26 protein-coding genes are annotated in these 25,689 nt (G+C 66.8%); 12 read left to right on the forward strand and 14 right to left on the reverse strand.

What is annotated here, in order from left to right; genetic code table 11:
• The first annotated feature begins 120 nt into the window (after positions 1-120).
• Positions 121-291, forward strand: coding sequence for a hypothetical protein (locus tag AWB66_RS34005; RefSeq protein ID WP_200818944.1), 171 nt, complete (start codon positions 121-123; stop codon positions 289-291).
• Between the two features lie 55 nt (positions 292-346).
• Here the strand turns inward: AWB66_RS34005 and AWB66_RS07635 are convergent, their stop codons facing one another.
• From AWB66_RS07635 to AWB66_RS07660, 6 genes are all read right to left on the reverse strand, one after another.
• A complete protein-coding gene (locus tag AWB66_RS07635) occupies positions 347-778 on the reverse strand; it encodes a response regulator (protein WP_087629669.1) in 432 nt (143 codons plus the stop codon).
• A 311-nt stretch (positions 779-1,089) separates the two neighbouring features.
• On the reverse strand, positions 1,090-1,818 hold the full coding sequence (locus AWB66_RS07640) for an AraC family transcriptional regulator (RefSeq protein WP_407642272.1): 729 nt from the start codon (positions 1,816-1,818) through the stop codon (positions 1,090-1,092).
• A gap of 212 nt (positions 1,819-2,030) precedes the next feature.
• Complete coding sequence (locus tag AWB66_RS07645; RefSeq protein ID WP_087629671.1) at positions 2,031-3,299, reverse strand: FAD-dependent oxidoreductase; 1,269 nt, start codon at positions 3,297-3,299, stop codon at positions 2,031-2,033.
• Positions 3,296-3,556 (reverse strand): (2Fe-2S)-binding protein, encoded by a 261-nt coding sequence (locus tag AWB66_RS07650; RefSeq protein WP_087629672.1) that lies wholly within the window; start codon positions 3,554-3,556, stop codon positions 3,296-3,298. The genes AWB66_RS07645 and AWB66_RS07650 overlap by 4 nt, the downstream gene beginning before the upstream one ends.
• Positions 3,549-4,676 carry an NAD(P)/FAD-dependent oxidoreductase gene (locus AWB66_RS07655; RefSeq protein ID WP_087629673.1) on the reverse strand — a complete coding sequence of 376 codons (1,128 nt, stop codon included), beginning with the start codon at positions 4,674-4,676 and terminating at the stop codon, positions 3,549-3,551. Before AWB66_RS07655 ends, AWB66_RS07650 begins: the two co-directional genes overlap by 8 nt.
• On the reverse strand, positions 4,673-5,644 hold the full coding sequence (locus AWB66_RS07660) for a 4-hydroxyproline epimerase (RefSeq protein ID WP_087629674.1): 972 nt from the start codon (positions 5,642-5,644) through the stop codon (positions 4,673-4,675). Before AWB66_RS07660 ends, AWB66_RS07655 begins: the two co-directional genes overlap by 4 nt.
• Before the next feature lie 186 nt (positions 5,645-5,830).
• Between AWB66_RS07660 and AWB66_RS07665 the strand changes: the two genes are divergently transcribed.
• The gene (locus AWB66_RS07665) at positions 5,831-6,736 is read left to right on the forward strand and encodes a dihydrodipicolinate synthase family protein (protein ID WP_087629675.1); all 906 of its coding nucleotides are present in this window, start codon (positions 5,831-5,833) and stop codon (positions 6,734-6,736) included.
• Positions 6,737-6,797: 61 nt separating this feature from the next.
• Here the strand turns inward: AWB66_RS07665 and AWB66_RS07670 are convergent, their stop codons facing one another.
• Entirely contained in the window at positions 6,798-7,529 is a 732-nt protein-coding gene (locus tag AWB66_RS07670) for a response regulator transcription factor (RefSeq protein ID WP_087629676.1), read from the reverse strand.
• 434 nt (positions 7,530-7,963) lie between these two features.
• Here AWB66_RS07670 and AWB66_RS07675 point away from each other — a divergent pair, with 434 nt between their 5' ends.
• The 3 genes from AWB66_RS07675 to AWB66_RS33625 all read left to right on the forward strand — a co-directional run bounded on the left by AWB66_RS07675 (position 7,964) and on the right by AWB66_RS33625 (position 11,154).
• On the forward strand, positions 7,964-9,265 hold the full coding sequence (locus AWB66_RS07675) for an MFS transporter (protein ID WP_087629677.1): 1,302 nt from the start codon (positions 7,964-7,966) through the stop codon (positions 9,263-9,265).
• A gap of 127 nt (positions 9,266-9,392) precedes the next feature.
• Complete coding sequence (locus tag AWB66_RS07680; RefSeq protein ID WP_087629752.1) at positions 9,393-10,835, forward strand: MFS transporter; 1,443 nt, start codon at positions 9,393-9,395, stop codon at positions 10,833-10,835.
• A gap of 169 nt (positions 10,836-11,004) precedes the next feature.
• A complete protein-coding gene (locus tag AWB66_RS33625; protein ID WP_159462888.1) occupies positions 11,005-11,154 on the forward strand; it encodes a hypothetical protein in 150 nt (49 codons plus the stop codon).
• Positions 11,155-11,227: 73 nt separating this feature from the next.
• Here AWB66_RS33625 and AWB66_RS07685 read toward each other — a convergent pair whose 3' ends face one another.
• A complete protein-coding gene (locus tag AWB66_RS07685; protein ID WP_087629678.1) occupies positions 11,228-11,500 on the reverse strand; it encodes a hypothetical protein in 273 nt (90 codons plus the stop codon).
• A gap of 143 nt (positions 11,501-11,643) precedes the next feature.
• Entirely contained in the window at positions 11,644-12,468 is an 825-nt protein-coding gene (locus AWB66_RS07690) for a helix-turn-helix domain-containing protein (RefSeq protein WP_087629753.1), read from the reverse strand.
• Between the two features lie 289 nt (positions 12,469-12,757).
• Here AWB66_RS07690 and motA point away from each other — a divergent pair, with 289 nt between their 5' ends.
• The 6 genes from motA to AWB66_RS07720 all read left to right on the forward strand — a co-directional run bounded on the left by motA (position 12,758) and on the right by AWB66_RS07720 (position 19,183).
• Positions 12,758-13,627: a flagellar motor stator protein MotA gene (gene motA / locus AWB66_RS07695; protein ID WP_087629679.1), complete on the forward strand. Its 870-nt coding sequence runs from the start codon at positions 12,758-12,760 to the stop codon at positions 13,625-13,627.
• Positions 13,628-13,651: 24 nt separating this feature from the next.
• Positions 13,652-14,629: a flagellar motor protein MotB gene (gene motB, locus AWB66_RS07700; RefSeq protein WP_087629680.1), complete on the forward strand. Its 978-nt coding sequence runs from the start codon at positions 13,652-13,654 to the stop codon at positions 14,627-14,629.
• Between the two features lie 326 nt (positions 14,630-14,955).
• A complete protein-coding gene (locus AWB66_RS07705) occupies positions 14,956-15,675 on the forward strand; it encodes an ABC transporter ATP-binding protein (RefSeq protein WP_087629681.1) in 720 nt (239 codons plus the stop codon).
• Entirely contained in the window at positions 15,672-17,090 is a 1,419-nt protein-coding gene (locus AWB66_RS07710) for an ABC transporter permease (RefSeq protein ID WP_087629682.1), read from the forward strand. Before AWB66_RS07705 ends, AWB66_RS07710 begins: the two co-directional genes overlap by 4 nt.
• A gap of 26 nt (positions 17,091-17,116) precedes the next feature.
• Complete coding sequence (locus AWB66_RS07715) at positions 17,117-17,902, forward strand: outer membrane lipoprotein-sorting protein (protein WP_087629683.1); 786 nt, start codon at positions 17,117-17,119, stop codon at positions 17,900-17,902.
• 27 nt (positions 17,903-17,929) lie between these two features.
• Positions 17,930-19,183: a hypothetical protein gene (locus AWB66_RS07720; RefSeq protein WP_087629684.1), complete on the forward strand. Its 1,254-nt coding sequence runs from the start codon at positions 17,930-17,932 to the stop codon at positions 19,181-19,183.
• A gap of 16 nt (positions 19,184-19,199) precedes the next feature.
• Here AWB66_RS07720 and AWB66_RS07725 read toward each other — a convergent pair whose 3' ends face one another.
• From AWB66_RS07725 to AWB66_RS07740, 4 genes are all read right to left on the reverse strand, one after another.
• Positions 19,200-19,487, reverse strand: a complete 288-nt coding sequence (locus AWB66_RS07725; RefSeq protein ID WP_327353956.1) for a DUF6723 family protein — start codon at positions 19,485-19,487, stop codon at positions 19,200-19,202.
• A gap of 372 nt (positions 19,488-19,859) precedes the next feature.
• A complete protein-coding gene (locus AWB66_RS07730) occupies positions 19,860-22,046 on the reverse strand; it encodes a hybrid sensor histidine kinase/response regulator (RefSeq protein WP_235021030.1) in 2,187 nt (728 codons plus the stop codon).
• A gap of 225 nt (positions 22,047-22,271) precedes the next feature.
• Entirely contained in the window at positions 22,272-22,550 is a 279-nt protein-coding gene (locus AWB66_RS07735) for a hypothetical protein (RefSeq protein WP_087629685.1), read from the reverse strand.
• 75 nt (positions 22,551-22,625) lie between these two features.
• Positions 22,626-23,828 (reverse strand): ammonium transporter, encoded by a 1,203-nt coding sequence (locus tag AWB66_RS07740; protein WP_087629686.1) that lies wholly within the window; start codon positions 23,826-23,828, stop codon positions 22,626-22,628.
• Between the two features lie 360 nt (positions 23,829-24,188).
• On the opposite strand from AWB66_RS07740, the gene AWB66_RS07745 reads away from it, so the two are divergent.
• Entirely contained in the window at positions 24,189-24,863 is a 675-nt protein-coding gene (locus tag AWB66_RS07745; RefSeq protein WP_087629687.1) for a phosphoribosyltransferase, read from the forward strand.
• Here AWB66_RS07745 and bluB read toward each other — a convergent pair.
• The gene (gene bluB, locus AWB66_RS07750; protein ID WP_087629688.1) at positions 24,860-25,537 is read right to left on the reverse strand and encodes a 5,6-dimethylbenzimidazole synthase; all 678 of its coding nucleotides are present in this window, start codon (positions 25,535-25,537) and stop codon (positions 24,860-24,862) included. The two genes, AWB66_RS07745 and bluB, sit on opposite strands and share 4 nt — an antisense overlap.
• Between the last annotated feature and the right edge of the window lie 152 nt (positions 25,538-25,689).

Here is a 25,689-nt window from a genome sequence, read left to right on the forward strand (position 1 = left end):
GTGAGTTGCGCCGCAGCATACCAACGAACCGGCGGGCGCCGAAGCGTCGAACGCAGAAGGCCGCTTCGAAAGCGGCCGGGTTCGATCACAACCAACAACGCAGGCACAAGGGAGAATTCGATGACACTCATCATTTATCTGGTCGGCTGGCTGATCTTCATCGGCGGCGTGGCGTGGGCGCTCGTCGCGATGCACGTCGCGCAGCACACGATCGCCATCGTGGCCGTCATCCTGCTCGGCATCGCCGTCATCACGGGCGCCACGCGAGTGCGCAACCGCGACCGTTCTTAGCATCACAGTCGGCGAGGAAAGGAAGCGCGCGCGGCGCGCCTCCTTTCGCCGCGCTTCAGGACATCGCGCGCGCGTTCAGCGAATCGTGGATCAACGTCACCAGTTCGTCGGGATGCGCCGGTTTGGTCATGAAATGCTGAAAGCCTTCGCCGATACTTCGCAATCGATATTCGTCGCCGTGGTGGCCCGTCAGCGCGATCGCCACGGAGGGCGGCAGATTCCCGCGAATCTCGTGATCGCGCAAACGTTGTATCAGGTAGAAACCGTCCATGATGGGAAGGTCGATGTCGCAGATCACTGCATCGGGCAGAAGCCGGATCGCGGTCTCCACGCCCTCCTCGGCATCGGCGACGGCAACCACGTCCGCGCCTTCCTCCTCGAGCAACATCTGCAACGATTCCCTGCTCTCCGGATCGTCTTCGATCAGCACGATCCTCGTGTGCCCCAGTCTTGCTACTTCGTTCATCATTTTGTTTTCAAACTGCATAAGCGGAATTCATATGCCGGCGATTCTACTGCTTGCCGCTCGACCCTATTCGCTTCCGGGTCGCGACATGGATTCCGACAGCACCGTTGTTGAGCGGTTGGAGGGCCGCGCTTGTCCGGTGCGGAACGCGCGCGGTACTTTAGGGGAAACAGGAACCCGGCGTGCCGCCGGTCCTGTCCGCATCCCGTTGAGCAAGAAGCAGGCCGGAACCTCGCTACCCCGCCACGCCCTGATGGCGCGGCACGCGCGTCCGTGCCCGAGTCCCGCGATAAGCACGACCGTGTAAATCCTCCATCGACCGTGCCCGCTTTCTAGTCAGACTTTTCGGGCGCCGCGCCGGCGTGGAGAAGCGCGCGATATTCAGTGGGCGTGACGCCGACCGTCGCCTTGAACTGGCGCGTGAATGCGCTGTGATCGGTGTAGCCGCACAGCGCGGCGACGTCGGTGACCTTGTCGTGCGTGACGAGCAGCGCGGTGGCGGCATCGAGCCGCGTCTTGAGCAGCACCTGACGCGGCGTCAGGTGAAAGACCTTGTGGAAATAGCGTTCGAGTTGCGCGATCGACATGTTCGCCATCGAGGCCAGTTCGCGCATCGTGAGCGGCTGCACGAAGTTTTCCTGGATGTGCTGCACGACCGCGGCGAGCCGGCTGTAAGCCGGATGCGTGCCTTCGGCCGCCTGCAGGTCGCGCGAAATGCCCGCGAGCCCGACCACCTTGCCCGACGCATCCTGCAACGGCTGCTTGCAGGTCATGCACCAGCCGGGCTCGCGTCCGGCATAGAGATGCAGTTCGAGCTGATCGATCAGCTGATTGCCTTGCCCGATGATCGCCTTGTCCTGCGCGGTGTAGATCCGGCCGAAGCGGCGCGGAAACACGTCTTCGGCCGTCTTGCCGATGAGCGCGCGCTTGTCCTTCTGGCCGCAGCGCCTGGCGAGCGTGCGGTTGACCATCGCGTAGCGCGCTTCCTCGTCCTTCACGAAGAACACGACGTCGGGCATCGCGTCGAAGACCGGTTCGAGCAGCATGAAGTGCCCGAGCATCGCGTCGAGCGTCGATCCGCCCGCGCTCGCGCGCAATGCGGCGGCGCCGAGTTCGTCGGGGGGGCGGTCCATCGTGATGGTCATGCGCGTATCGCTCGCGTGTTTTCCGACTTTGCCTTCATGGACGGATGCGCGCGGCCGTCGTGGCGCGGCATGGCTGCGCTCGATTATAGGGGCGCGCGGCCGCATTCAAAAATGCGTGCTCGATCGGGCTATGGGGCGATGTCGCCGGCTGCGATCAGCGTGTCGATGCGCGCCGGGCTGAACGGCTCGCGCGGCGCCCCGACGTCCCATCCGAAATAAGCCGATGCCGCCGCGCCGCACACGCGGCCCTGGCACGGCCCCATGCCGCAGCGCGTGTGCAGCTTCGCGTCGCGCCAGTTCGCGTGCGGCGCGAGCGCGCCGACGCTGACGTCCTCGCAGCGGCAGATCAGCGTATCCGGCGATGGCAGGCGGCGCGCCTCGTCGCCCAGCTCGAACGCGGCAGCGACGCGTGCGCCAAAGCGCCGCCAGCGCTCGCGCGCGCGACGCTCGGTCGCGACGCGCGCATCGTCGATGCCGAGCGCCGCGTAAGCCGCGAGCGCGCCTTCGACCCAAGCGCGTTCCATCCCGCCGACGCCCGTGCATTCCCCCGCCGCCAGCACGCCCCGTACCGACGTGCGCTGCGAATCGTCGACGCGAATCGCGCCGTTCGAATCGAGCGCGCAGCCGAGCGCCTGCGCGAGCGCGACGTTCGGCACGAGCCCGTAGCCGCACGCCACGCGATCCGCTTCGATCGACCGCTCGCGTCCGGCGGCGCGGATCGTCACCGCTTCGACGCGCTTCGTGCCGTGCGCCTTCACGACGACCGCGCCCGTCCGGTAGCGCGAAACGCGGATCGCGCGCATCAGCGCGACCGCCTGCGCCAGCTTGGCCGGCGTAAGCGCGAGCGTCGCGCCGAAGCGCAGCACCCGCCCGGCCGACGCCTGTTCGACGACGGCGCGCACGTCGCCGCCGCGCTGCGCCGCTGTCGACGCCGCCGCGAGCAGCAACGGCCCGCTGCCCGCGATCACGATGCGCTCGCCCGCGACCGGCATGCCGCCCTTGATGAGCGCCTGCAAGCCGCCCGCGCCGGTGACGCCGGGCAGCGTCCAGCCGTCGAAGGGCAGCAGCAGCTCGCGGGCGCCGGTCGCGAGAATCCAATGCGCGGATTCGATGCAGGCGGCTCCCTCGGCGGATTCGAGCAGCAGCCGGTTCGTGCCTGTCGCCGACACGACTTTGGCGCCACTTTTCACGGCGACGCGAGGCGCGGTGCCGCGCAACCAAAGCGCGAGCGGCGCCGTCGGCACGACGCCCGGGCCTTGCCGCCAGATTTGTCCGCCGGGGCGCGGATTGTCGTCGATCAGCGCGACTTGCGCGCCCTCGGCCGCCGCCACCTGCGCGGCACGCAAGCCCGCCGGCCCCGCCCCAACGATGGCGATGTCGTAGCGTTCGATCTTCATCGCGCAGTCCCGGTCGCGGTCGAGATCGCGAGGCCGTCGCGGCAAAGTGTCTGGCAGGCGAGCACATGCGCGCGCCCGTCGACGCTCACGCGGCATTCCTGGCACACGCCCATGCCGCACAGCGGACCGCGCGGCTCGCCGGTCACCGAAAGCCGCGTCGCGAGCGCGCCGTGCATCGCGAGCGCCGCGGCGACGGTCGTGAACGCCGGAACGCTGCGCGCTTCCCCGTCGATCGTGACGGTCACGGTGTCAGTCATGCGCGTGCTCCGTCGAAAAGCGGCGCGGCGCGAACGCCGCAGGATCGAGCGCGCAGGCGTGGTTCAGCATCTGCGCCGCAAGCAATTTCGCCGTGCCGAGCGAAGTCGTCACGCCGAGCCCTTCGTGGCCGGCGGCGAGCCAGATACCGTCGTCGACGTCGCGCGCCGCGCCGATCAGCGGCAAGCCGTCCGGCGACGCCGCCCGAAACCCGGTCCACGCGCGAATGGCGTTGAGCGTCGGCAAGTCCGGCAGATAGCGCGCCGCCCGCGCCAGCATCGCGGCGAGCACCTGCGTTTCGACGGCGGGATCGAGCGTATCGAACTGCCGCGACGATCCGATCAGCAATTGGCCGGTCGGCCGCGGCTGCGCATTGAACGCGACCGAGGTTCCGGCCGCGTGATGCGCGCTCTTGATGTAGCCGAGTTCGAGCAGTTGATGACGGATCAGGCCCGGATAGCGGTCGGTAATCAGCAGATGACCCTTTTTCGCGGTGAGCGGCACGTCCGGCAGCAGCTCGCGCGCGGCCAGCCCGTTCGCGACGACGACATGCGCCGCCGTGCGCGCCTCGCCGTTCGTAAGCGTGACGCGTCCGCGCTCGATCTTCGTTGCGCTGCAACCCGTCGATACGCGGATGCGCGACGCGTGAGGCGATTGCGTCAGCAGCCAGTCGGCTGCGCGCGGCGCGTAGACGATGGCGTCGTCCGCGACGAGCAGGCCGCCCGCAAACCGCTGATGCAACGCGGGTTCGGCCGTCCGCAGCGTGTGCGTGTCGAGCAGGTCCGCGTGCACGTCGTGCGCCGCGAACGCGTCGCGCATCGCGCGGGCGGCGGCCATCTCTTCGTCGTCCTCCGCGACCCACAGCGTGCCGCAACGCGCGAACGCATCGCAGGCGCGCAGCTGCGGCGCGAGTTCGAGCCACAGTTCGCGCGAATGACGCGCGAGCGCGAATTCGGCGGGCGAATCGTTCATCACCACGATGTGGCCCATGCCCGCCGCCGTCGCCCCGCCGCCGATTCCGCGCGACTCCAGCACCTCGACCGCGAGACCGTGCGCCGCCAGTTCCGCCGCACACGCCGCGCCGACGATTCCCGCCCCGACGACGATGACATCCGCGCTCATCGGATCGGGTCTGCGGGAACGGCGGGAATGCCCCACGCGAACGGATCGGCGGGATCGAAAGAAAGGCGCCCTTCGCCCATGATGTAGGCGTGGCCGGTGATCGTCGGGACGATTCCCGCGTCGGCCGGCTTGTAACTCGCCTCGTAGCTCGCCTCGAACACGCTGCCGATCACGCTCTCCTGTCGCCAGACTTCGCCCGGCGCGAGCAGCCCGTCGGCGGCGAGGCACGCCACTTTGGCGCTGGTGCCGGTGCCGCATGGCGAGCGGTCGTAGGCGCTGCCCGGGCAGAGCACGAAGCTGCGGCTGTCCAGCCCCGCGCGCGGCGAGTCCGAAAACAGTTCGATATGGTCGATGTACGCGCCATCGGCACCGGTGATGTTCTGCGCGGCGAGCGCGTCGCGGATCGCGCCGGTGAACGCGGTCAGTTGCGCGATGTTGGCCGGCGCGAGTTCGCGCCCGTGGTCCGCGACGAGAAAGAACCAGTTGCCGCCCCACGCGACATCGCCCGTGAGCGCGCCGTGGCCCGGCACGTCGACCGTCACCGCCTGCCGGTGCCGGTAGGCCGGCACGTTGCGCACGCTCACGCTGCCGTTCCCGTTGAGCGTCGCCTCGACGATGCCGACGGGCGTCTCGATCCGGTGCGGCCCCGGCGCGATCCGTCCCAGATGCGCGAGCGACACGACGAGCCCGATCGTGCCGTGCCCGCACATGCCGAGATAGCCGACATTGTTAAAAAAGATGACCGCGGCCGCGTTCGCCGGATCGTCGGGTTCGCACAACAGCGCGCCGACGACCACGTCCGAGCCGCGCGGCTCCGTCACGATGCCCGCGCGCCAGGCGTCGAATTGCGTGCGAAAGACGTCGAGCCGTTCCTTAAGCGTGCCGCGCCCGAGATCCGGCCCGCCCGCCACGACGAGGCGGGTAGGCTCACCGCCCGTGTGCGAATCGATGATGTCGAGTGTTTTCATGCTGCTATCGTAGAAACGCGGCGACGGCGCGTCTTGGCGCAGCTAACCGGTTTTCGTGACGATTTCGGCACAGTGGAGCGTTTTCCGGACTATGCCGAAATCGGCACGCGAGACGCTTGATTCGCGCAAGACGCGTGCATTTTCGCTGCCTAAACTGGCGGCTACATTCACTCGAGGAGAGCCGCCGTGGCGCATATCTGGGAAGGCGTGATTCCCGCCGTCACCACCAAGTTCAACGCGGATTTCAGCATAGACCGCGCATGGACGAAGAAGAATATCGAAGCGCAGATCGAGGCGGGCGTCGACGGCATCATCGTGGGCGGATCGCTCGGCGAGGCGTCGACGCTGTCGCTCGACGAGAAGCTCGACGTGCTCGACGTCGCCGTGGAGGCGTCGCGCGGCCGCGTGCCCGTCCTCCTGACGATTGCGGAAAACAGCACGCTCGACGGCTGCCGCCAGGCCGAACGCGCGGCCCGTCACGGCGCGGCGGGCTACATGGTGCTGCCGGGGCTGCGTTACCTGTCCGACCGGCGCGAGACGCTCAACCATTTCCGCATGGTCGCCGACGCGAGCCCGCTTCCGATCATGGTCTACAACAATCCGCTCGCGTATGGCGTCGACGTGACGCCGCAGATGTTCGCGGAACTCGCCGAAAACGAGAAATTCGCCGCGATCAAGGAATCGTCCGGCGACGTGCGCCGCATTACCGATCTCATCAACGAGACCGGCGACCGCTACGCGCTCTTCTGCGGCGTCGATAATCTCGCGATGGAAGCCATCCTGATGGGCGCGCACGGCTGGGTCGCGGGACTCGTGTGCGCTTTTCCGCACGAGACGGTGGCGATCTACCGCCTGCTGCGCGCCGGACGCATCGAGGAAGCGCGGACGATCTACCGCTGGTTCGCGCCGATGCTCGCGCTCGACGTTTCGCACAAGCTCGTGCAGAACATCAAGCTCGCCGAGGCGATCGTCGGGCTCGGCACCGAGCCGGTCCGGCCGCCGCGCCTGCCGCTCGCGGGCGAGGAGCGCAAGGCAGTCGAGGCGCTGATCCGCCGCTCGATCGAAACGCGGCCGGCGCTGCCTTCGCTGTAAGGCGTCGCGCGGCGTACGGACAAAAAAATGCCGTCTTGCGACGGCATTTTCGTTGGAGTCGTCAGGCGGCGACACCCGACGAATCGCGCTCGAGCTGTTCTACTTCGTCCCCGTAGAGATGCAGCAGCCGGTAACCGCTCTTGTAGACCGGTTGCAGCCGGAAGTGATTGACCGGCTCGATGTCGAGCGCGAGGCGCAGGCGCGACACGTGGCTGTCGATGGTGCGCGTGGTTTCGCGGAATTCGCGGCCCCAGACCATCGCGAAGATGTGATCGCGCGACAGCACGCGCCCGACGTTCGAGAAAAACAGCATCGCGAGCCGGAACTGCGTGCCGCTCAGTTGCACCGGCTTGCCGCGCACGGTCACGCTCTGCTGGCGCGCGTCGAAGTGATAGCAGCCGACGTCGATGCTCGCGGACGTCTGCGCGGGATACGCGCGCCGCAACAGCGCCTCGACGCGCGCGCCGAATTCGGCGGCGCGCACCGGGTGGGCGAGGAAGTCGTCGGCGCCGGCGGTCAGCGCGCGCACGATGTTGTGCTCGGCGCCGTCGGCGGTCACGAACATCACCGGGACGCGTTCGCCGAAGCTCGAACGCACCGACTTCAGCAGGTCGAGGCCACACAGGCCGGTGGAATGCCAGTCGAGGATCAGCATGTCGACGGTCGAGCGCGACATGGCTTTCGAGAGCACGAGGCCGTCGCCATAGACAACGCAGGTATGGCCGAGCCGCTTGACGAGTTCGCCAAGCAGGAGACGGTGAGTGGGATCGGTTTGAAGAACGGCGACACGCATGAAATCGGGCCCGGTGAGTCGGAAAATGCGGCGACAAGGATTCCGGGACCACCGGAGCTTGGTTCGCCTTGGCCCCGGAAGCAGTCGCGTCACAAGGCCAATACAGAGGCGAATTCTGAAGAAGGGCCCGAGCGTGTCACATTGGATAAGTCTTATTTTTTTACACAATGTGATGTGCTTACGAAGTGCCTGCATCGGTGCACAGCGCCTTATCCTGTAACATCCGATGTTTGGCAAAAAGTTCCCGCCTTGGCCCTGCCACCCGCAGACCGTGAAGGCAGGCTGCGCCGCGGCTCCGAGCCGCGCTTCGCGGCCGCGGTTTTCGCGCTGATCCGGCGCAGCTTTTCCGCAGTCGGGCGATGCCTCGTCCTGCGCGCTCCCACACGTTCCAACGCCGTGCGCGCGGCTTTTCCATTTACCGACGACTTTCATCGATGCAAGCAACACCACTCAACGGCGCCGTTCCCGCCGCTGGCCGCGCGCTCACGCGCGGCGACTATAAAACCCTGTCGCTCGCGGCGCTCGGCGGCGCGCTCGAGTTCTACGACTTCATCATTTTCGTGTTCTTCGCGCCGGTGATCGGCCAATTGTTCTTCCCCGCGTCGATTCCCGACTGGCTGCGCCAGTTGCAGACCTTCGGCATTTTCGCGGCCGGCTATCTCGCGCGGCCGCTCGGCGGGATCATCATGGCGCACTTCGGCGACCTGCTCGGCCGCAAGCGCATGTTCACGCTTTCCGTGCTGCTGATGTCCGTGCCGACGCTCCTGATGGGCCTTTTGCCCACTTACGCGTCGATCGGCCTGATGGCGCCGGTGCTGCTGCTCCTGTTTCGCGTGATGCAGGGCGCGGCGGTCGGCGGCGAGGTGCCGGGCGCGTGGGTGTTCGTGTCCGAGCACGTGCCGTCGCGGCACATCGGCTACGCGTGCGGCACGCTGACCGCGGGTCTCACGGCCGGCATCCTGCTCGGCTCGCTGATCGCGGCGGCCGTCAACCGGAATTTCGCGCCTTCGGAAGTCGCGGATTACGCCTGGCGCGTTCCGTTCTTGCTCGGCGGCGTCTTCGGATTGTTCTCGGTTTATCTGCGCCGCTGGCTGCATGAAACGCCGGTATTCGCTGAATTGCAGAAGCGCAAGTCGCTTGCGGCCGAGATTCCGCTGAAGGCCGTCCTGCGCGACCACGGCCGTGCCGTGATCGTCTCGATGCTGCTCACGTGGATGCTGTCGGCGGCGATCGTCGTCGTGATCCTGATGACGCCGACGCTCCTGCAGAAACAGTTCCACATTCCCGCGGCGACGGCGCTGATCGCGAATTGCGTCGCGACGCTGTGCCTCACGATCGGCTGCGTGCTCGCCGGCGCGATCGCCGGGCGCGTCGGCGCGGGCAAGACGATCTTCGTCGGCGGGATCGCGCTCGCGATCTCGTACTACACGCTGTTCCAGCAACTGGCTGTCGATACGTCCGTGCTCGTGCCGTGGTACGCGTTCACGGGCTTCACGGTCGGCGTGATCGGCGCGATTCCGTTCGTGATGGTCAAGTCGTTTCCGGCGGTCGTGCGCTTTTCGGGCATTTCGTTCTCGTACAACGTCGCCTACGCGATTTTCGGCGGCCTTACGCCGATCGTCGTCTCGCTGATGATGAAATCCAATCCGATGGCGCCCGCGCTGTACGTGGCGGCGCTGTGCGTCGTCGGCGCGTTGACGACGCTTTTCATCCGGCACGCGCCGGAAAAGCACTGAAGGCCGGGCATTGGCGGTTTTGCGGCAAGGCGCGCCTTCGGGCGCGCTTTTTTTTGCCTTCGCCACGCGCGGCCACGTTTCACGCCATCCGGAAACATCGCGTGCGCGACGCGCCTACGATGTCCACATGAACTCGAACCCCACCTCCCCTTCCTCCGGCCTCGACGCGCGGCACCTGCTGATCGTCGGTGCGACGAGCGTCGGCTTTGTCGTCTCGCAACTCGATGTGTCGATCGTCAACGTCGCGCTCGCGAGCATCGCCCACGACCTGAACGCGAGCCTCGCGAGCCTGCAATGGACCGTCGACGCCTACGCCCTCGCCTTCGCCGCGCTGATGCTCTCGGCGGGCGTGCTCGGCGAGCGCTTCGGCGCGCGGCGGCTGTTCGTCGCGGGGCTCGCGCTCTTCGCGCTGGCGTCGCTCGGCTGCGCGTTCGCGGCCGATGCGCCGCAACTCGTCACCGCGCGCGCGTTGCAGGGCGTCGGCGCGGCGGCGATGCTGCCGAATTCGCTCGCGCTCCTGAACCAGTCCTGCGGCGACGACCGGCGCCTGCGCGCGCACGCGGTCGGACTCTGGACGGCGGCGGGCGCGGTGTCGATCGCAGCGGGCCCGATCGTCGGCGGCATGCTGATCGCGGCGTTCGGCTGGCGCGGGATTTTCTGGGTCAACCTGCCGCTCTGCGCGGCCGGCATCGCCGCGACCTTCGTCTGGGTCGACGACACGCCGCGCGCGGCGCGCGCAAGCGGCGTCGATCTGCCCGGCCAGGCGCTCGCGATCGTCGCGCTGACGGCGTTCGTCGGCGCCATGATCGAACTGAGGCCGCGCGGGATCGCGCATCCGCTGGTGCTCGGCGGGATCGCGCTCGCGATCGCGGCGGGGATCGCGTTCGTCGCCGTCGAAAGGTGGAGCGCCGCGCCGATGCTGCCGCTCTCGCTCTTCGCGGACCGCACGTTCAGCGCGGCGGTCGTGTTCGGCGGGCTCGCGAACCTGACCTATTACGGGATGGTGTTCGTGCTGAGCCTGTATTTGCAGCGCGTGCTCGGCCATACGCCGTTGCAGACGGGCCTCGCGTTCCTCCCGCTGACGGGCGGCTTCCTGCTGTCGAATCTGGCGAGCGGCCCGGTGGTCGCGCGGTTCGGCTCGCGCGGGCCGATGATCGCGGGCGCGCTCATCGACGCAGCCGGTTTCGCGGCGCTCATGTTCGTCGGTGCATCGACGTCGACCGCCGCGCTGCTGCTGCCGTTCCTGCTTATCCCGACCGGCATGGGTCTCGCCGTCCCCGCGATGACGACGGCCGTCCTCGGCACGGTCGGGCAGGAGCGCGCGGGGACGGCGTCGGCGGTGCTCAACACGGCGCGGCAGTCGGCCGGCGCGATCGGCGTCGCGGCGTTCGGCGCGCTCGCGGGCCACGCCACGGACGCGAGCCAGACGGCGAGCATCGTCGCGGGCGTGAAGGGGTCGGCGGGGATTTCGGTGGCGCTCCTGATCTGCGGCGCGCTGACGGCGCGCCGGGTGCGCAACGCCGGGCAGCCGGCGGCGAAAGGCATGGCGGGCCAGGCGCCACGGCCGTGACAGCGCGGCCGGCATGGGCTTGCCGCGCCGCGCGCGGAGTTGGTGAAAACGCCGAAGGACCGCCCCGGCGTCCCATCCCGATCATCCGTCGCGGGAACGCCCCTTGCAGCGTCAAGCAAGCGCCCATCGTGCAAACGCGCGGCCCGCAGGCCGCTTGAGGAAAGCCGACATGTCCACGCCGCCCGATTCCCCGCCGCTCGATCCCGATCCGGACGAGTTGCTCGACCCCGACGCATCGCCGAATCCCGACGATCCGGACCTGCCCGACGGTCCCGATTCCGTCGCGCCGTTCGCACCCGGCGATTCGCCCCGCGCCTAAGCGCGCCGCGCGCCGATGCAAAAGCGCCCGCATCGCGAAACCGCGACTGGGCGCGAGTATGGCAGCAGCGGGCCTACAGGCTCGTGGTCTGCACTTCGCCGGTTTCGAGCGCGCGCTCGATCAGCGCTTCCTGCTGCGCCTTGCGCACCGCATCGGCGACGAAACTCTCTGGTGCTTCCACTTCCGCCTTGATCGCGCCGATGATGCCGCTCGCGTCGACGATCACGAGCGACTCCGCCGAATCCGCGCGGCTGATGATCACGCGCTGCGGCCCGCCGCCCTCCGCGATGCTGGCGCAGAACGCCATCCGCTGTCCGCCGATGGTTTGCTCGAAGGTATGGATCATCGCTTTCTCGCCCTTGTCTGATGCTTCGTTAAATGGTTCGCCGGGTCGTGCTTCCGGCGCTCTTGCTTCATCGCGAACGACGCGCGGCCCTGTTTCACTGATCGGCGGCCCGGCCGGAGGTTCCATTTCGCCTGCGCCGCCCGTCACGCGGATGCCGTCGCGCGCAAGGCGGCGGCGGTCTCGGCGTCGGCGGGAAAGAACGCCTCGATCGCCAGTTCGGACAACGTGATGTCGACCGGCGTGCCGAAGACCGTCGTCGTGCTGAAGAACGACAGCACGCCCGCCGCCGTGCGCAACCTGAACGGCACGACGACCGCGTCGATCTCGCCGTGCATACCGTGAGCAAGCCCCGCGCCCGCATGCGGCGGCGCCGGATACGACTCCAGTTCGCTCAGCAAGTCGGCCAGCACCGGATCGCCGGAAACTTCGATCTGGCGCCGCACGCGCGCGAGCAGATGCGCGCGCCACTCGTGCCAGTTGACGATCGCGCCGGCGAGCCCCTTCGGATGCAGCGACAGGCGCAGCACGTTCACGGGGCCTTCCAGCAGCACCGGATCGGCGAGCGCGACGAGCGGCGCCACGGCCGCGTTGGCGGCCATCATCGTCCAGTGGCGGTCGACGGCCAGCGCCGGATACGGCTCGTGGCCCTTCAGCACCAGATCCACCGCCCGGCGCGCCGCGGTCAGTTGCGGATCGGCGAGATTGCGCTCGCGATACAGCGGCGCGTAACCCGCCGCGACGAAGAGCGTGTTGCGCTCGCGAAGCGGCACGTCGAGCTGTTCGGCGAGGCGGATCAGCATCTCGCGGCTCGGCACCGAACGGCCCGATTCGACGAAGCTCAGATGGCGCGTGGACACCTGCGCGTCGCTCGCGAGATCGAGCTGGCTCAGTCTTCTGCGCTGCCGCCATTCGCGCAGCAAGGCGCCGACGGGCTTGCGCGGCGCGGCGTGGGCAAGGGTCGAGTTCATGACGGCGATCATAGTCGAAGCGTGTGCGGGCGTTCCATTCCGCCAAGGCCAAACCATCGTGAAAGGCACCGATTTCGGCACGCTCGACGATAACGAACGCATCGTGTCAATCAAACGCGCGGCGCGGTGTTGTAAAAACTACCTACAAAACGTTTGCCGACAAACTTTCTTTCCTCCCGCCCTAAATCTCCGCCCAACCACGCCGTTAAGACCAGAGACGACTTTGCGCAAGGTACGGCCACCGAATTTCGGATATTGCGCAAAGCCCCGGACTCTCGCGGAGAAAGAAATGTTTGTTGTAATCGGATGGGTGTTGGTCATCGGCTCGGTGATCGGAAGTTTTGTCGGCGTTGGCGGGCATCTGGCCGCGCTCGTGCAGCCGTTCGAGTTGCTGTGTATTTTCGGCGCGGCGGTCGGCGCGTTCGTCGTGTCGAATCCGATCGCCACGCTGAAGAAAACGCTCAAGGCGCTCCCGGGCATCTTCAAGAGCGGCGCGTACACGAAGGAGAAATATCTCGCGCTGATCGCTCTGCTCTACGAACTGCTTCAGAAGGCGCGCAAGGAAGGCATGATGGCGCTCGAAGCAGACGTCGACGCGCCCGAAGCCAGCCCGCTCTTCCAGAAATATGACGACGTGATGAAGGATCATCACTTGCTCGATTTCATCGTCGACTATCTGCGCATGATGTCGAGCGGCAACGTGAACGCGCTCGAAATGCAGGACCTGATGGACGAGGAACTCGAAACGCACCACACCGAGGCTTCCATCGCCGCGAACGCGATCCAGAAGATGGCAGACGGCCTGCCCGCGTTCGGCATCGTCGCGGCGGTGATGGGCGTCGTGCACACGATGGGTTCCGTCGGCGCGGCGCCCGCCGTGCTCGGCGAGATGATCGCCGGCGCGCTGGTCGGCACGTTCCTCGGCATTCTGCTCGCGTACGGCTTCATCGGGCCGCTCGCGGACCTGCTCAACGCCAAGGGCCAGGCCGAAGCCAAGCCGTATCAGTGCGTGAAGTCGGTGCTGCTCGCCTCGATGAATGGCTATGCGCCGACGCTCGCCGTCGAGTTCGGCCGCAAGGTGCTCTTCACCGCCGACCGCCCGAGCTTCAAGGAACTCGACGACGCCGTGCGCGCCACCAAGATGCCGAAATCGGCCTAATTTTCGCATCGAACGGACGAGATCATGGCTGAAAAACCTTCACGCGACCCGCTGCAATCCGTGCTCGCGCCGACCGTCGTCGTGCGCCGCAAGAAAAAGAGCGGCCACGGCGGCCATCATGGCGGCGCATGGAAGATCGCCTACGCCGACTTTGTCACGGCGATGATGGCGTTCTTCCTGCTGATGTGGCTGCTCGGCTCGACGTCGAAATACGACAAGCAGGGCATCGAGGACTACTTCAACACGCCGCTTGCCGCCGTGTTCGGCGGCAAGGACGGCAGCGGCGCCGCGCATACGAGCGTGATCGAGGGCGGCGGGCGCGATCTTTCCAGCTCGCGTCCGGGCGAAGCCAACAAGAGCCAGACGCAGCCGGTGCCGCCGTCGATCGCCCGCGCCGCCGTCGCCGCCGACGACGCCCAGCGCCTCCAGCAACTCAAGCAGAAGCTCACCGCGCTCATCGAGAACACGCCGGCGCTGCGCGCGTTCAAGGACCAGATTCGCATCGCGATCACGAGCGAGGGGCTGCGCATCGAGATCGTCGATTCGCTCAAGCGGCCGATGTTCGCCTCCGGCAGCTCGCGCCTCGAAGGCTACGTGACGACGATTCTTTCGCAGATCGGCGCTTCGCTGAACGACGTCGACAACCGCGTGTCGATCGCCGGCCACACCGATGCCGTGCCCTACTCCGGCGGTCAGGCAGGCTATTCGAACTGGGAACTGTCGGGCGAGCGCGCGAACGCCGCGCGGCGCGCGCTGGTCGCGGGCGGCATGAGCGAACGCAAGGTGCTGCAGGTGCGCGGCCTCGCCGAAGTGCTGCCGCTCAACAAGGACGTCGCCGACGAGCCGACCAACCGGCGCATCAGCATCCTCGTGCTGAACAAGGCGGCCGAACAGGCATTCTTCAGGGATGGCGGCCGCACGGCCGTCGATGAGACAAAGGCCGTGACCGAAGGCGTGATGCCGGTGGCGGAGACGGCGGCGGTGACGGGCAAGTCGTCGTAGACCGGAAGCTCGACATCGCGGGCGCCGCGACCGGCGATTGTTCGACGAGTCGCGCGCGGCCCCAAATCCGCCATGCGATCGCCGGACGCTCCGGCGATCGACTCCTCGCGCAATGCGAGACTCGCGTTGCAGCGTCATGCTTTGTGATCCCAATCAATGCATTCGAGTCCGCTCTCAATACAATCGCGTTTCCGTCCGGCCCCAATTGACGAAACGCGTTGCGATAAACTTAGCTTTCCAGATTGATCAGGTCAGCACACCGGCCATCACCGCGCGTCTGTACGTCATCGAAAGGGTCGCCCTTCCCCGCGTTCGACTGACGTTTCATGATCGCCACACTGCATTCGGTCGACAAGACCTACTGGCTCGGCAAGATCGCATTGCCCGCACTTCGAAACATCAGCATCGGCATCCGGCCCGATTGCTTCACGGTCATCGCCGGGCCCTCCGGCAGCGGCAAGAGCACACTGCTCAACGTGCTCGGCGGCATCGACCGTCCCGATCGCGGCGAAGTGGAGATTCGCGGGCAACGGCTCGGCCAGCTCGACGACGACGCATTGTCGGATTTTCGGGCCGCGCATCTCGGCTTCGTGTTCCAGAACTTCAATCTTCTGCCCGTTCTGTCCGCTTACGAAAACGTGGAATATCCGCTGGTTCTCGCGCGCACCGACGCGGCCACGCGGCGCCGGACGACGATGGACCTGCTCGAACAAGTCGGTCTCGCCGACAAGGCACGCCACCTCCCCGGGGAACTGTCGGGCGGCCAGCGGCAGCGGGTCGCCATCGCCCGCGCGCTGATCGCACGCCCGCAACTCGTTCTGGCCGACGAACCGACCGCGAACCTCGACAGCCACACGGGCGACTCGATCCTTGCACTGATGCGCGAGATGCAGCGTGAGCACCACGTTTCCTTCGTGTTTTCTTCTCATGACCACCGCCTGATCGAAGCAGCCGACGACGTGATCGAGATACGCGACGGCCGCATCGCGGCAGTGCGCCGGCATCGCCAGGCGCAGACGTCCGCCCGCGCGGAAGCGTTCGCATGAACGCCTGGACGCTGGCCGCGAGAAATCTGCAACGCAACCGCCGCCGATCGCTCACCACCCTGAGCGCGATCGTGATCGGCGTCGTCTCGGTGCTGATCTTCGGCGGCTTCTGCCGGGACGTGACCTACAGCCTGCGAACCTTCTTCATCCAGAATCATGCGCACCTGCAAGTGATGAAGCGCGACTACTTTCTCCTGGGAACGGGCGACCCGCATCGCTACGGCATCGCGCCTTACTCCGCGATCTCGGACATGATCCTGCACGATGCAGAGCTCGCGCCACTCGTCCGCGTCGTGACCCCCACGCTGCAGTTCGGCGGAATCGCCGGAAATTTTGCACAAGGCGTGTCGCGCACGGTCTGGGTCACGGGCATGGACGCCCGCGCGCAGAACCGCTTGCGCGAGTGGAACGAGTACGGCTACCGGACGGCCGGCAACCGGCTCGCGCTCGCCGGCACGCCCGACGACGCGGCCACGATCGGTGCCGGGGTCGCCCGGGTTCTGCAGCTTTGCACGACGTTGCACATCCCGGACTGCCGAACGCCCGCCCCTGCGGTTTCCGACGGCCGCGAGGCGACGGCGCGCGCGATTCCCGACGACATCGGAGCGCTCGCCGACGGTATCGGCCGCGACGCCGCATCGACGGGCGCATCGCACGTACCCGCGGGCGCGCGCATCGAACTGCTGGCGGCGACGAGCGGCGGCGCGCCGAACGTCGCCTCGCTGGCGGTGGTGTCGGCGGAGAACAAGGGGGTCAAGGAACTGGACGACGTGTTCGTCGCCATGCATCTCCAGTATGCGCAAACGCTGCTCTACGGCCGGGACTCGCCCAAGGTCACCGCGATCGAAATCCAGCTTCATCACACGTCGGACCTGCCGCGCGTGCAGCAACGGCTCGCAGCCTTGCTGAAAGCGCGTTTTCCCGGAGACGACTTCGACGTGCTGGACTACGCCGCGCTCAATCCGTTCTACGGCCAGAGCATCGCCATGTTCGACACGATCTTCGCGTTCATTTCCGTGCTGATCGGCGCGATCGTGCTGTTCACGGTGGGCAATACGATGAGCATGGCGATCATCGAGCGAACAATGGAAATCGGAACGCTGCGCGCAATGGGCCTGCGACGCCGCGCGAGCGGCGGCATCTTCATCCGCGAAGGCATCCTGCTCGGGGCGGGCGGAATGCTTCTCGGCCTTGGCTGCAGTTTCGTGCTGGGCGCGGCGATCAATCGCAGCGGGCTTGCATGGACCGCTCCCGGCGTCGCGCGTCCGGTTCTCCTGAGCGTGCGCATCTGGGGCGAAACGGGACTCATCGCCGGCACGAGCGCGGGCGTGATCGCCATGGCGGCCCTGTCCGCATGGTTGCCCGCGCGCCGCGCGGTGAAGATGCAGATCGTGGATGCCCTTCGATACACCTGAATCGCTCCCACTACCAGGAAGTCCTCATGCTTCGCACCCTGTCTCCAGTACGCTTCTCGGCCGCTCTCGCCGCCTTTTTCCTGTGCGCCACGGCCAGCGCCGTCCCGGACGCGCAGAACATTCTCGCGGCGAGCGACCTGATCCGCAATCCGGGCGGCACCTTTTCGGTGACGACGCGTCTCGCCGAATATCGCGACGGCGCGCAAGTCGGCACGGCGGGCGTCAGCGTTCTGTCGCGAACGGCAGAGGACACCGGTCAATACAGCACGCTCGTGACCTTTTTCGACCCGGCGCGCGATGCCGGCAAGCGCATGCTCAAGCGCGGCAACGATCTCTGGTTCTACGATCCGGTCAGCCAGTCGAGCATCCGCATTTCACCTCAGCAACGACTGCTCGGCGGCGCGGCCAATGGCGACGTCGTCACGGTCAACTTTGCGAAAGACTACGCGGCCACGCTCGCGGCGGAGGAAGACATCACGGACGGAGACCGGACCGCGCGCCATTGCTACCGGCTGGCGCTCGCCGCGCGCAACAAGGATGTCACCTACGACAACATCGACATGTGGGTCGACACGGCCAACAACCGTCCGGTCAAGGCCCGCTACTACGCGCAATCCGGCAGGCTGCTCAAGACGGCCTTCTATCGCGGATACCACAAGGAACTCGGCGTCGAGCGGCCCGTGGAGATCGTCATCATCGATGGACTGGACCCCAAATGGGTGACTGTCATGCGCTTTTCCGACTACAAGCTGCGCGATGCGCCGGAATCGTGGTTCCAGCGTGATTATCTCGCGCGCTATCAGCCGGGTTGATCCATGCGACATGCCTGGTTGATATTCATGCTGGCCTACAGCGAGATCGCCCTGGGACAGGACGCGGAACTGGATGCGCTCGACGTCGCGAACTCGGCGAGCGCGCTCATGCTCGGCGCGGAGCAGGCCACCACGGACCCGCGCAGGAGCGACCTCGCCGCGTCGGTCGAGCCGGCCGCGAATGTCTTTCAGACCGCGGACGATCCGGGCGCGCTCGACGCGTCCGAGCGTGCCTCGCTCGACGTGCGTTACGCCCCTGTCCTGCCCGCCGCCCGCCTGCGCTTTGGGTTGTCGGATCGTCTCGATCTTCGTCACGGCGCGGGGGCGCAGGCCAGCGTGAACACATTGCGTGAGGCGTTCGCCAGTTGGGACGCGCCCGGTGACGCATCGCTCGACGCGGGACGCGTCAACGTGCGAAACGGCGTGGGCGCCGGGTACAACCCGACGGATTATTTTCGCAGCGGCGCGCTTCGCTCCGTGACCACATCGGACCCCGACAGCCTTCGTGAAAACCGTCAGGGAACGGTCATCGTCGGCGGCCAGAAACTGTGGAATGGCGGTTCGGCTTCGGCGCTCTTTTCACCGCGCATCGAGCGCAACGGGAACACCGGCTCGTTCAACCCGAACTTCGGTGCCACGAATTCGACCGACCGCTGGCTCGTCAAGACAAGCGCGCGCGTCTGGGATGGCTTTGCGCCTGAACTGCTGGCGTTCAAGGAAGCAGGCGAATCGGCGCAGGCTGGCATCAACGCCACGGCGCTTTTCAACAACGCGACTGTCGGACACGTCGAATTCTCGGGCGGGCGCGCGCCGTCGCTCCTCGATCAGGCACTCGGACGAAGCGATGACACCGCCTTCCGCTATCGGCTGGCGGCCGGGGCAACTTACACGACGGAAGGTCGCTTGTCCCTCACGCTCGAGTATCAATACAACGGCGCGGGGCTCGAGACCCGGTCGTGGGACGCGTTGCGCAACGGGCCGCCGCCCGCGTATGGCGCCTACCGCCGATGGATCGCGGTCGCTCAGGACCCGCCGACGCGCCGCCAGGCGTTCGCCTTTCTGCGCAAGCCGGACGTGCTGATTCCGAAGCTCGATCTGTCGATGATGCTGCGCATGGATGCCAGCGACCTGAGCATGCTCGGCTGGATGGAATTGCGGTATCACTGGAAGCGCACCGATCTGGCCTTGCAGGTGCAGGGCACGCGCGGAAATGCGACATCGAACTACGGCGCGCTTCCGCAGAAACGCCTGGCCCAGCTCACTGCCACGCTTTTCGTGTAAGCGGGCGGCTTTTGCATCAAGCCTCCGGATTGTCGATGTCCCCCGCGACGATCCTGCTTCCGAACGTAGCCGCTGCCGTGCGCGCTTCCTGGCGCGTCGGAAACGGACCGATCACCGGCGCGCCCGCGAACGGGAACAGCAGCCGGCCGTCGGTCTTACGCACCACTTTCAGCGTGCCGATATACAGCCCCGCCGCGTTGACCTGATACGACGCGTAGATTTCGAAATCGTGCTCCGTCGGCGGCCCGCTTTGCAGACCCGGCTTGCGCATCGTCTTCGAATAGGCCAGTTTCGGTTTTCTCACTGCGTGCCTCCTCGTTTCACACAGTCACCTGCCGGATGTCCGGGGCGCCGTGCATTTCCTGCCGTCGTGACGCGCGCTTTTACACATCGCGTGCGAGGCGAAACGCAACCGACCGGACATTCTTAGCAAGACTACCTAGTCGTGACGGCCTCGGCGCACCGACGCGCAATGCGTATAGGCCGCGTTTCGTACATCCGGACGGCCACCGCACAAGGCGCAGCGACGCACGAGCGCGTTGCGCGTGCGCTTGCCCGCGATGCCCGATGCGCGTGGACGCCCGGTCTCGTGGCATAGCAATACGCATGCGCCGTTCCCTCTCGCGGGAGCGTGCGTGAAAGGAAGATGGGAGACGGGGGCGCAAGCCCCCGTGAATTACTGCGCGACCCGGGGCGCGAGCAGTTCGCGCAGGTCGTCCATGTCGAACGGCTTGGCGAGAATCTGCACGCCGAGATGCCTGGCGCGTTCGAGTTCGTCGGCGTAACCCGTCATCAGTACCACTTTCTGCGAGGGCAGCCGCGCGATGATCTGCTCCGCGAGGTCGATACCGTTCATGCGCCCGGGCATTTGCACATCCGACAACACGAGATCGAACCCGTAGCCCTGGCCGAGCAGGTCGAACGCGGCGTCGGCGCTTTCCTCGTGATGCACCGCGCAGCCGAACACCTCCAGCACGGCCATGATGCCCGCTGCCACATCCGCGTTGTCTTCGACGAGCAGCACCGACATCCCGCGCAATGCGTGCCCCGCTTCTTCGGCTGGCGCGGTGACGAGCGGCTCGTCCGCCACGGTCGGAGGCGGCGCCTCGACGTGCGGCGCGTGATGATGCGGCAGATAGAGGCGCACCGTCGTGCCCGCGCCCGGCACGCTCGTGATGCGCGCGGAGCCGCCCGCCTGCTCGCACGCGGCGAGCACCTGCACGAGCCCGAGACCCGTGCCCGCGCCGCGCACCTTGGTCGTGAAGAGCGGTTCGAACGCGCGCTGCCGCACGTCGTCGCTCATGCCTTCGCCGTTGTCGGAGATCGAGATCAGCACGTATTCGCCGTTCGGCAGCTCGGTTTCCCCGGCCTTCACGCGCACGTTCTGGCAGCGGATCACGATGCGTCCGCCGCGCGGCATCGCCTCGCTCGCATTGACGACGATGTTCACCAGCGCGAGTTCCAGTTCGACCGGATCGGCCATCACCGTCCACAGATCCGGCGACAGTTCGATCGACAGCAGGATGTTCGGCCGCACCGATGTCTTCACCAGTTCGGCGATCCCCGACAGCCAGACGGCCGGTTCGATGAGTTCCTGCTTGAGCGGCTGCTTTCTCGCCACGCTCATGAGTCGCCGCGCGAGCGATTCCGCGCCCGCGGTCGCGCGCTCGACGGCCAGCACTTCGCTCTCGACGTCGTTGAAATTTTTACGCCGCGCCAGTTCCATGTTCGACGACACGACCATCAGGAGGTTGTTGAAGTCGTGCGCGACGTTCGCGACGAGATTGCCGAGCGCGCCCATGCGGCGCAACTGACGGCTCGACGCCTCGATGGAAAGCCGGATCGCCACTTCCGCCTGCCAGCGTTCCCACGCGGCCTGCTCGGCGTTCAGGCGGCGGATCGAGAACACGACGAGCAGCCACACGACCACGCACGGCACCAGCGCGATCGCGCCGACCAGAAGGCCATTGCGCCACCAGTTCTGGAATATCGAATCCGTGGCGTAGCCGGCGGCGACGTAAAGCGGATAGTCGGCGACACGCCGGTAGGCGAGCAGCTTCTCGACGTGGTCGACCGTCGACGTCATGCGCACCCGGCCGTAGAGTTCGTTACTGCGAAACGCGTTGGTGAACGGCGTGTTGCTCGCCGGTTGGGCCCCCGCCGGCGCTGGCGGAAAGCGCACCATGATGCCGCCGTCGCGCCGGTACAGGCCGATGGTCAGCGCGGGGTCGCCCGCGGCGAGTTGACGATAGTAGTCGCTGAAATATTCGCGCTTGAGCGCGATCGACACCACGCCGAGAAACTGCCCGCCGTGCGACACGCGGCCCATCGTCGAGGTGAAGACGTCCGCCTGTCCGACCTTGCCGCGCAGCGGCAGCGAGAAATACGTGACGGGCGCCATTGCGCGGGCCGAGCGGAAGTCGTCGCGTTCCGCGATCGACACATGCGGCGCCGGGTAGTAGCGGCTGTTCGCCAGCAGTTCGCCGTTCACGCCGAACACCGAAATCGCCGCGACTTGCGGAAAGCCTCCGCCGACGTCGTCGAGCGTGCGGTGCAGCGTCGATTCGCGGCTCGTGATGCTGACGTCGTCGCTTTCGCCGAGCATGTCGACGATGCGCGTCTGTAGCTGCTGGTTCAGGTCCATGACCTTGACCGCGTGTTCGTTCGCGACGCGCACCACGCGCTCCACCAGTTCATCCGCGTTGGCGAGACGGCGCTGGTAGTCGTAATAGCCGTAAGCCGTGAGACACGCAAGCGGGATCAGGATCGACCCGATCAACACGATCAGGAGCACGCGGTGCGTCGCGGCGAAGTTGCGCGAAGGCAGCGGCAGGTCGAAGGTCGCAGTCTCAGTGGGGTTCAAGCGTCGGGCCTCGGAATGTCGAGTCGACATCATACCGGCGCGCGGGCCTCGGCATGGAGCCTGCCGAACGGCCAGGCTCATGCGGCGCGAGACACCGCGTCGATCGACATCGGCACGCGGCCCGGGCTCAACCGCCCGTCATGGTGCGATGCAATGCAATAGGCCGAAGAAGGCCGTCGATGAACCGTGGATGAACGCATCCACGGACCGCGAAGGCAAGCGCCGTCATTGCCCCTTGGCGTCGCTGCTGGCGTTGGCGCCGGGGAAATTGGTGGTGTCGGTCGCCGATTTTTTCGGCGACTTGGCCATTTTCTTGCTCGAACCGCTCATCGCGCCCGATGCCGGATCGCCGCCCGCGGTCGGTCCCGCCGTCGCCGCGCCGTGCGCATTGCCGCCGCCCGTGCCGCCCTGTCCGCCGGCGCTGCCGCCGCCGTTCTGCGCCATCGCGGCACCGCAAGCAAATGCGAGCAGCGTCGATAAAACCAGCTTCTTGCCGTGTTTCATGTTTCCTCCGGTTGTCCGAGCGGACGGCGTAGAGAGCCGCCGCGTCGTCGACCGTTTCAGCAAGCGATGTGCCGCTCAGCGCGCCATCTCGCGCTCTGGCGTGGACGAGATGCGATGCACGGACAGATCGGCGCCGTTGAACTCGTCCTCGCGATCGAGGCGCATGCCCACCGTGAACGCGATCGCGCCGTAGACGCCCACGCCGCCCGCAACCGCCAGCATGATCGCGCCGCCCGTGCCGATCAGTTGCGACCACATCGACACGCCGCCGATCCCGCCGAGCGCCTTCTGCCCGAAGATTCCCGCCGCGATGCCGCCCCACGCGCCGCACAGGCCGTGCAGCGGCCAGACGCCGAGCACGTCGTCGATGCGCCAGCGGTTCTGCACGCAGGTGAACATTTGCACGAAGAGCGCGCCCGCCACGCCGCCGACAATCAACGCGCCGAGCGGATGCATGATGTCCGAGCCCGCGCACACGGCGACGAGTCCCGCGAGCGGCCCGTTGTAGGTGAATCCCGGATCGTTGCGTCCGGCGACCCAGGCGGCGAGCGTGCCGCCGACCATCGCCATCAGCGAGTTGACCGCGACGAGGCCGCTGATTTTGTCGACGCTCTGCGCGCTCATCACGTTGAAGCCGAACCAGCCGACCGCCAGCACCCACGCGCCGAGCGCGAGAAACGGAATGCTCGACGGCGGATGGGCCGAGATCCGTCCGTCCTTGTGATAGCGGCCGTGGCGCGCGCCGAGCAGGAGCACGGCGGGCAGCGCGATCCAGCCGCCGAAAGCATGCACGACGACCGATCCGGCGAAGTCGTGGAACGGGGCATCGAAGGTGTTCATGAGCCAGGCCTGAATGCCGAAACGCCCGTTCCACGCGACGCCTTCCAGAAGCGGATAGATGAAGCCGACGATCGCGAAGGTCGCGAACAGTTGCGGGTTGAACTTCGAGCGCTCGGCGATGCCGCCCGAGACGATCGCCGGAATCGCGGCCGCGAAGGTCAGCAGGAAGAAGAAGCGCACGAGCGCGTAGCCGTTCTGCTCGGCGAGCACGTCGGCGCCATGCAGGAACTGCACGCCATACGCGATGTTGTAGCCGATGAAGAAGTAGGCGAGCGTCGAGACCGCGAAGTCGACGAGGATCTTGACGAGCGCGTTGACCTGATTTTCCTTGCGTACCGTGCCGAGTTCGAGGAACGCGAAACCGGCGTGCATCGCGAAGACCATCGCCGCGCCGAGCAGCAGGAAAAGGGTATTGGTTCCGGATTCGAATGCCTGCATGTTTGACGGGGCAAAAAAGCAGCTTTCAGTGCAAGTTCCGGACCAGCTTTGGTGCCACCCGCGCCGATCCTGTGCGGGACGGGCCCGCTGGCCGTTTTGGAATGGTGCATCGCGCACCGAAGCGGTGTCGGCCGATGCATGAATCTGGTGCTGACGTAGAAACCTTCGTAAGCTTGCGCACCGTTTTCGAGCAGTCATGCCCATCAATGGCGAAAGAGGGTCGCGCGCGGCGGTGAATGACCTTTTGATCAATGAAAATACGCCGAAGAAGTTCGGCCGCGTTGACTTCCCGCACGCGCGAACTAAGGTTTCTATGGAACGCGTGCGTTCGTGTCGCCGGATCATCGAGGGAAGCGCAGCATGGAATCGGTCTATGAGAATCGCGCCGAGGCGGGCCGCGTGCTCGCCGGACTGCTCGCGGGCTACGCGCATCGCGACGACGTCCTCGTGCTCGGCCTGCCGCGCGGCGGCGTGCCGGTCGCGTTCGAAGTGGCGCGCGCGCTCTACGCCGATCTCGACGTGCTCGTGGTGCGCAAGCTCGGCGTGCCGATCCAGCCGGAACTCGCGATGGGCGCGATCGCATCGGGCGGCGCGTTCTATCTGGACGACAGCATCGTGCGCTATGCGGGCGTAAGCCCGGCCGAACTCGACGCCGTGATCGCGAGCGAGCGTATCGAACTCGCGCGGCGCGAGCGCGCGTATCGGGGCGATCGCGGACCGGTCGACGTGGAAGGGCGGATCGCGATCGTGGTCGACGACGGCATGGCGACCGGCGCCACCATGAAAGCCGCCGCGATGGCCTTGCGCGAGCGCAAGCCCGCGTGCATCGTCGCCGCGCTGCCGGTTGCGCCCGCCGATTCGGAGTCGCGTGTCGAAGCGGTCATCGACGAATTCATCTGCGCGATGCGGCCGCGCAGCTATTTCGGCGTCGGGCAGTTCTATCTCGACTTCTCGCAGACGAGCGACGAGGAGGTGTTCGAGCTGCTGGGCGAAGCGCGGCGCGACAGCGAAGCGCGGCGCCTGAAGAAACCCTAGCGCGAAACGTCCGGAAGCGGCGCGGGCCAGCGATTCTCGTCGACGCACAGCGCGCCCGGCACGCGCTTCGCCCAGCCTTCGGCCTGCAGCATCGGCTCGTCGTAGAAGCGCTCGACGTGCCCGATGCAGAGAATCGCGACCGGCTTCGCATCGGCGGGCATGTGGAGCAACTGGCGCACCGCGTCGACGTCGAACAGCGACACCCAGCCGACGCCGAGCCCTTCCGCGCGCGCCGCGAGCCACAGGTTCTGGATCGCGCAGGCCACCGAGGCAAGGTCCATCTCCGGCAACGTGCGACGCCCGAAGACATGCCGCTCGCGCTGCTCCATCAGCCCCGCCACCACCACTTCGCCGCAATCGAGAATGCCCTGCACTTTGAGACGCATGAACTCGTCGGCGCGTTCGTTCAGCGCCTCGGCGGTCGCGCGGCGCTCCGCCTCGACGACTTCATGCAGCGCGACACGCAGCGCGCGGTCGGTCACGCGCACGAAGCGCCACGGCTGCATGAAGCCGACGCTTGGCGCGTGATGCGCGGCCTGCAACAGGCGCGCGAGCTGGTCGGCGCGGACCGAGGCATCGGTGAAGTGGCGCATGTCGCGGCGCTCGCGGATCGCGCGATAGACGGCGGCGATCTCGGCATCGGAGTAGCGGTTGAAGGAGTCGGGTTCGGTCATCGGAGTTATTGCCGTGCTTGGGAGGCTCGCTGACTGGCAGTGTCCGCGAGAAAAACGGATCGACGCACCCGCATTCTCACCGATGCGGCGCAAGCGTAGTAGCCGATTTTCACCCGACTCCCGACATCTCCCACGACGGCCCGCACGCCGTC

The sequence above is a fragment of the Caballeronia telluris genome (assembly GCF_001544495.1).
Classification (GTDB): Bacteria; Pseudomonadota; Gammaproteobacteria; order Burkholderiales; family Burkholderiaceae; genus Caballeronia; species Caballeronia telluris.

Coding starts and splice junctions, on each gene's coding strand:
- AWB66_RS34005 (WP_200818944.1), top strand. CDS start 121: ATGACACTCATCATTTATCTGGTCGGCTGGCTGATCTTCATCGGCGGC.
- AWB66_RS07635 (WP_087629669.1), bottom strand. CDS start 778: ATGCAGTTTGAAAACAAAATGATGAACGAAGTAGCAAGACTGGGGCAC.
- AWB66_RS07640 (WP_407642272.1), bottom strand. CDS start 1,818: ATGCTCGGGCACTTCATGCTGCTCGAACCGGTCTTCGACGCGATGCCC.
- AWB66_RS07645 (WP_087629671.1), bottom strand. CDS start 3,299: ATGAAGATCGAACGCTACGACATCGCCATCGTTGGGGCGGGGCCGGCG.
- AWB66_RS07650 (WP_087629672.1), bottom strand. CDS start 3,556: ATGACTGACACCGTGACCGTCACGATCGACGGGGAAGCGCGCAGCGTT.
- AWB66_RS07655 (WP_087629673.1), bottom strand. CDS start 4,676: ATGAGCGCGGATGTCATCGTCGTCGGGGCGGGAATCGTCGGCGCGGCG.
- AWB66_RS07660 (WP_087629674.1), bottom strand. CDS start 5,644: ATGAAAACACTCGACATCATCGATTCGCACACGGGCGGTGAGCCTACC.
- AWB66_RS07670 (WP_087629676.1), bottom strand. CDS start 7,529: ATGCGTGTCGCCGTTCTTCAAACCGATCCCACTCACCGTCTCCTGCTT.
- AWB66_RS07675 (WP_087629677.1), top strand. CDS start 7,964: ATGCAAGCAACACCACTCAACGGCGCCGTTCCCGCCGCTGGCCGCGCG.
- AWB66_RS07680 (WP_087629752.1), top strand. CDS start 9,393: ATGAACTCGAACCCCACCTCCCCTTCCTCCGGCCTCGACGCGCGGCAC.
- AWB66_RS33625 (WP_159462888.1), top strand. CDS start 11,005: ATGTCCACGCCGCCCGATTCCCCGCCGCTCGATCCCGATCCGGACGAG.
- AWB66_RS07685 (WP_087629678.1), bottom strand. CDS start 11,500: ATGATCCATACCTTCGAGCAAACCATCGGCGGACAGCGGATGGCGTTC.
- AWB66_RS07690 (WP_087629753.1), bottom strand. CDS start 12,468: ATGAACTCGACCCTTGCCCACGCCGCGCCGCGCAAGCCCGTCGGCGCC.
- motA (WP_087629679.1), top strand. CDS start 12,758: ATGTTTGTTGTAATCGGATGGGTGTTGGTCATCGGCTCGGTGATCGGA.
- motB (WP_087629680.1), top strand. CDS start 13,652: ATGGCTGAAAAACCTTCACGCGACCCGCTGCAATCCGTGCTCGCGCCG.
- AWB66_RS07705 (WP_087629681.1), top strand. CDS start 14,956: ATGATCGCCACACTGCATTCGGTCGACAAGACCTACTGGCTCGGCAAG.
- AWB66_RS07710 (WP_087629682.1), top strand. CDS start 15,672: ATGAACGCCTGGACGCTGGCCGCGAGAAATCTGCAACGCAACCGCCGC.
- AWB66_RS07715 (WP_087629683.1), top strand. CDS start 17,117: ATGCTTCGCACCCTGTCTCCAGTACGCTTCTCGGCCGCTCTCGCCGCC.
- AWB66_RS07720 (WP_087629684.1), top strand. CDS start 17,930: ATGCTGGCCTACAGCGAGATCGCCCTGGGACAGGACGCGGAACTGGAT.
- AWB66_RS07735 (WP_087629685.1), bottom strand. CDS start 22,550: ATGAAACACGGCAAGAAGCTGGTTTTATCGACGCTGCTCGCATTTGCT.
- AWB66_RS07740 (WP_087629686.1), bottom strand. CDS start 23,828: ATGCAGGCATTCGAATCCGGAACCAATACCCTTTTCCTGCTGCTCGGC.
- AWB66_RS07745 (WP_087629687.1), top strand. CDS start 24,189: ATGGAATCGGTCTATGAGAATCGCGCCGAGGCGGGCCGCGTGCTCGCC.
- bluB (WP_087629688.1), bottom strand. CDS start 25,537: ATGACCGAACCCGACTCCTTCAACCGCTACTCCGATGCCGAGATCGCC.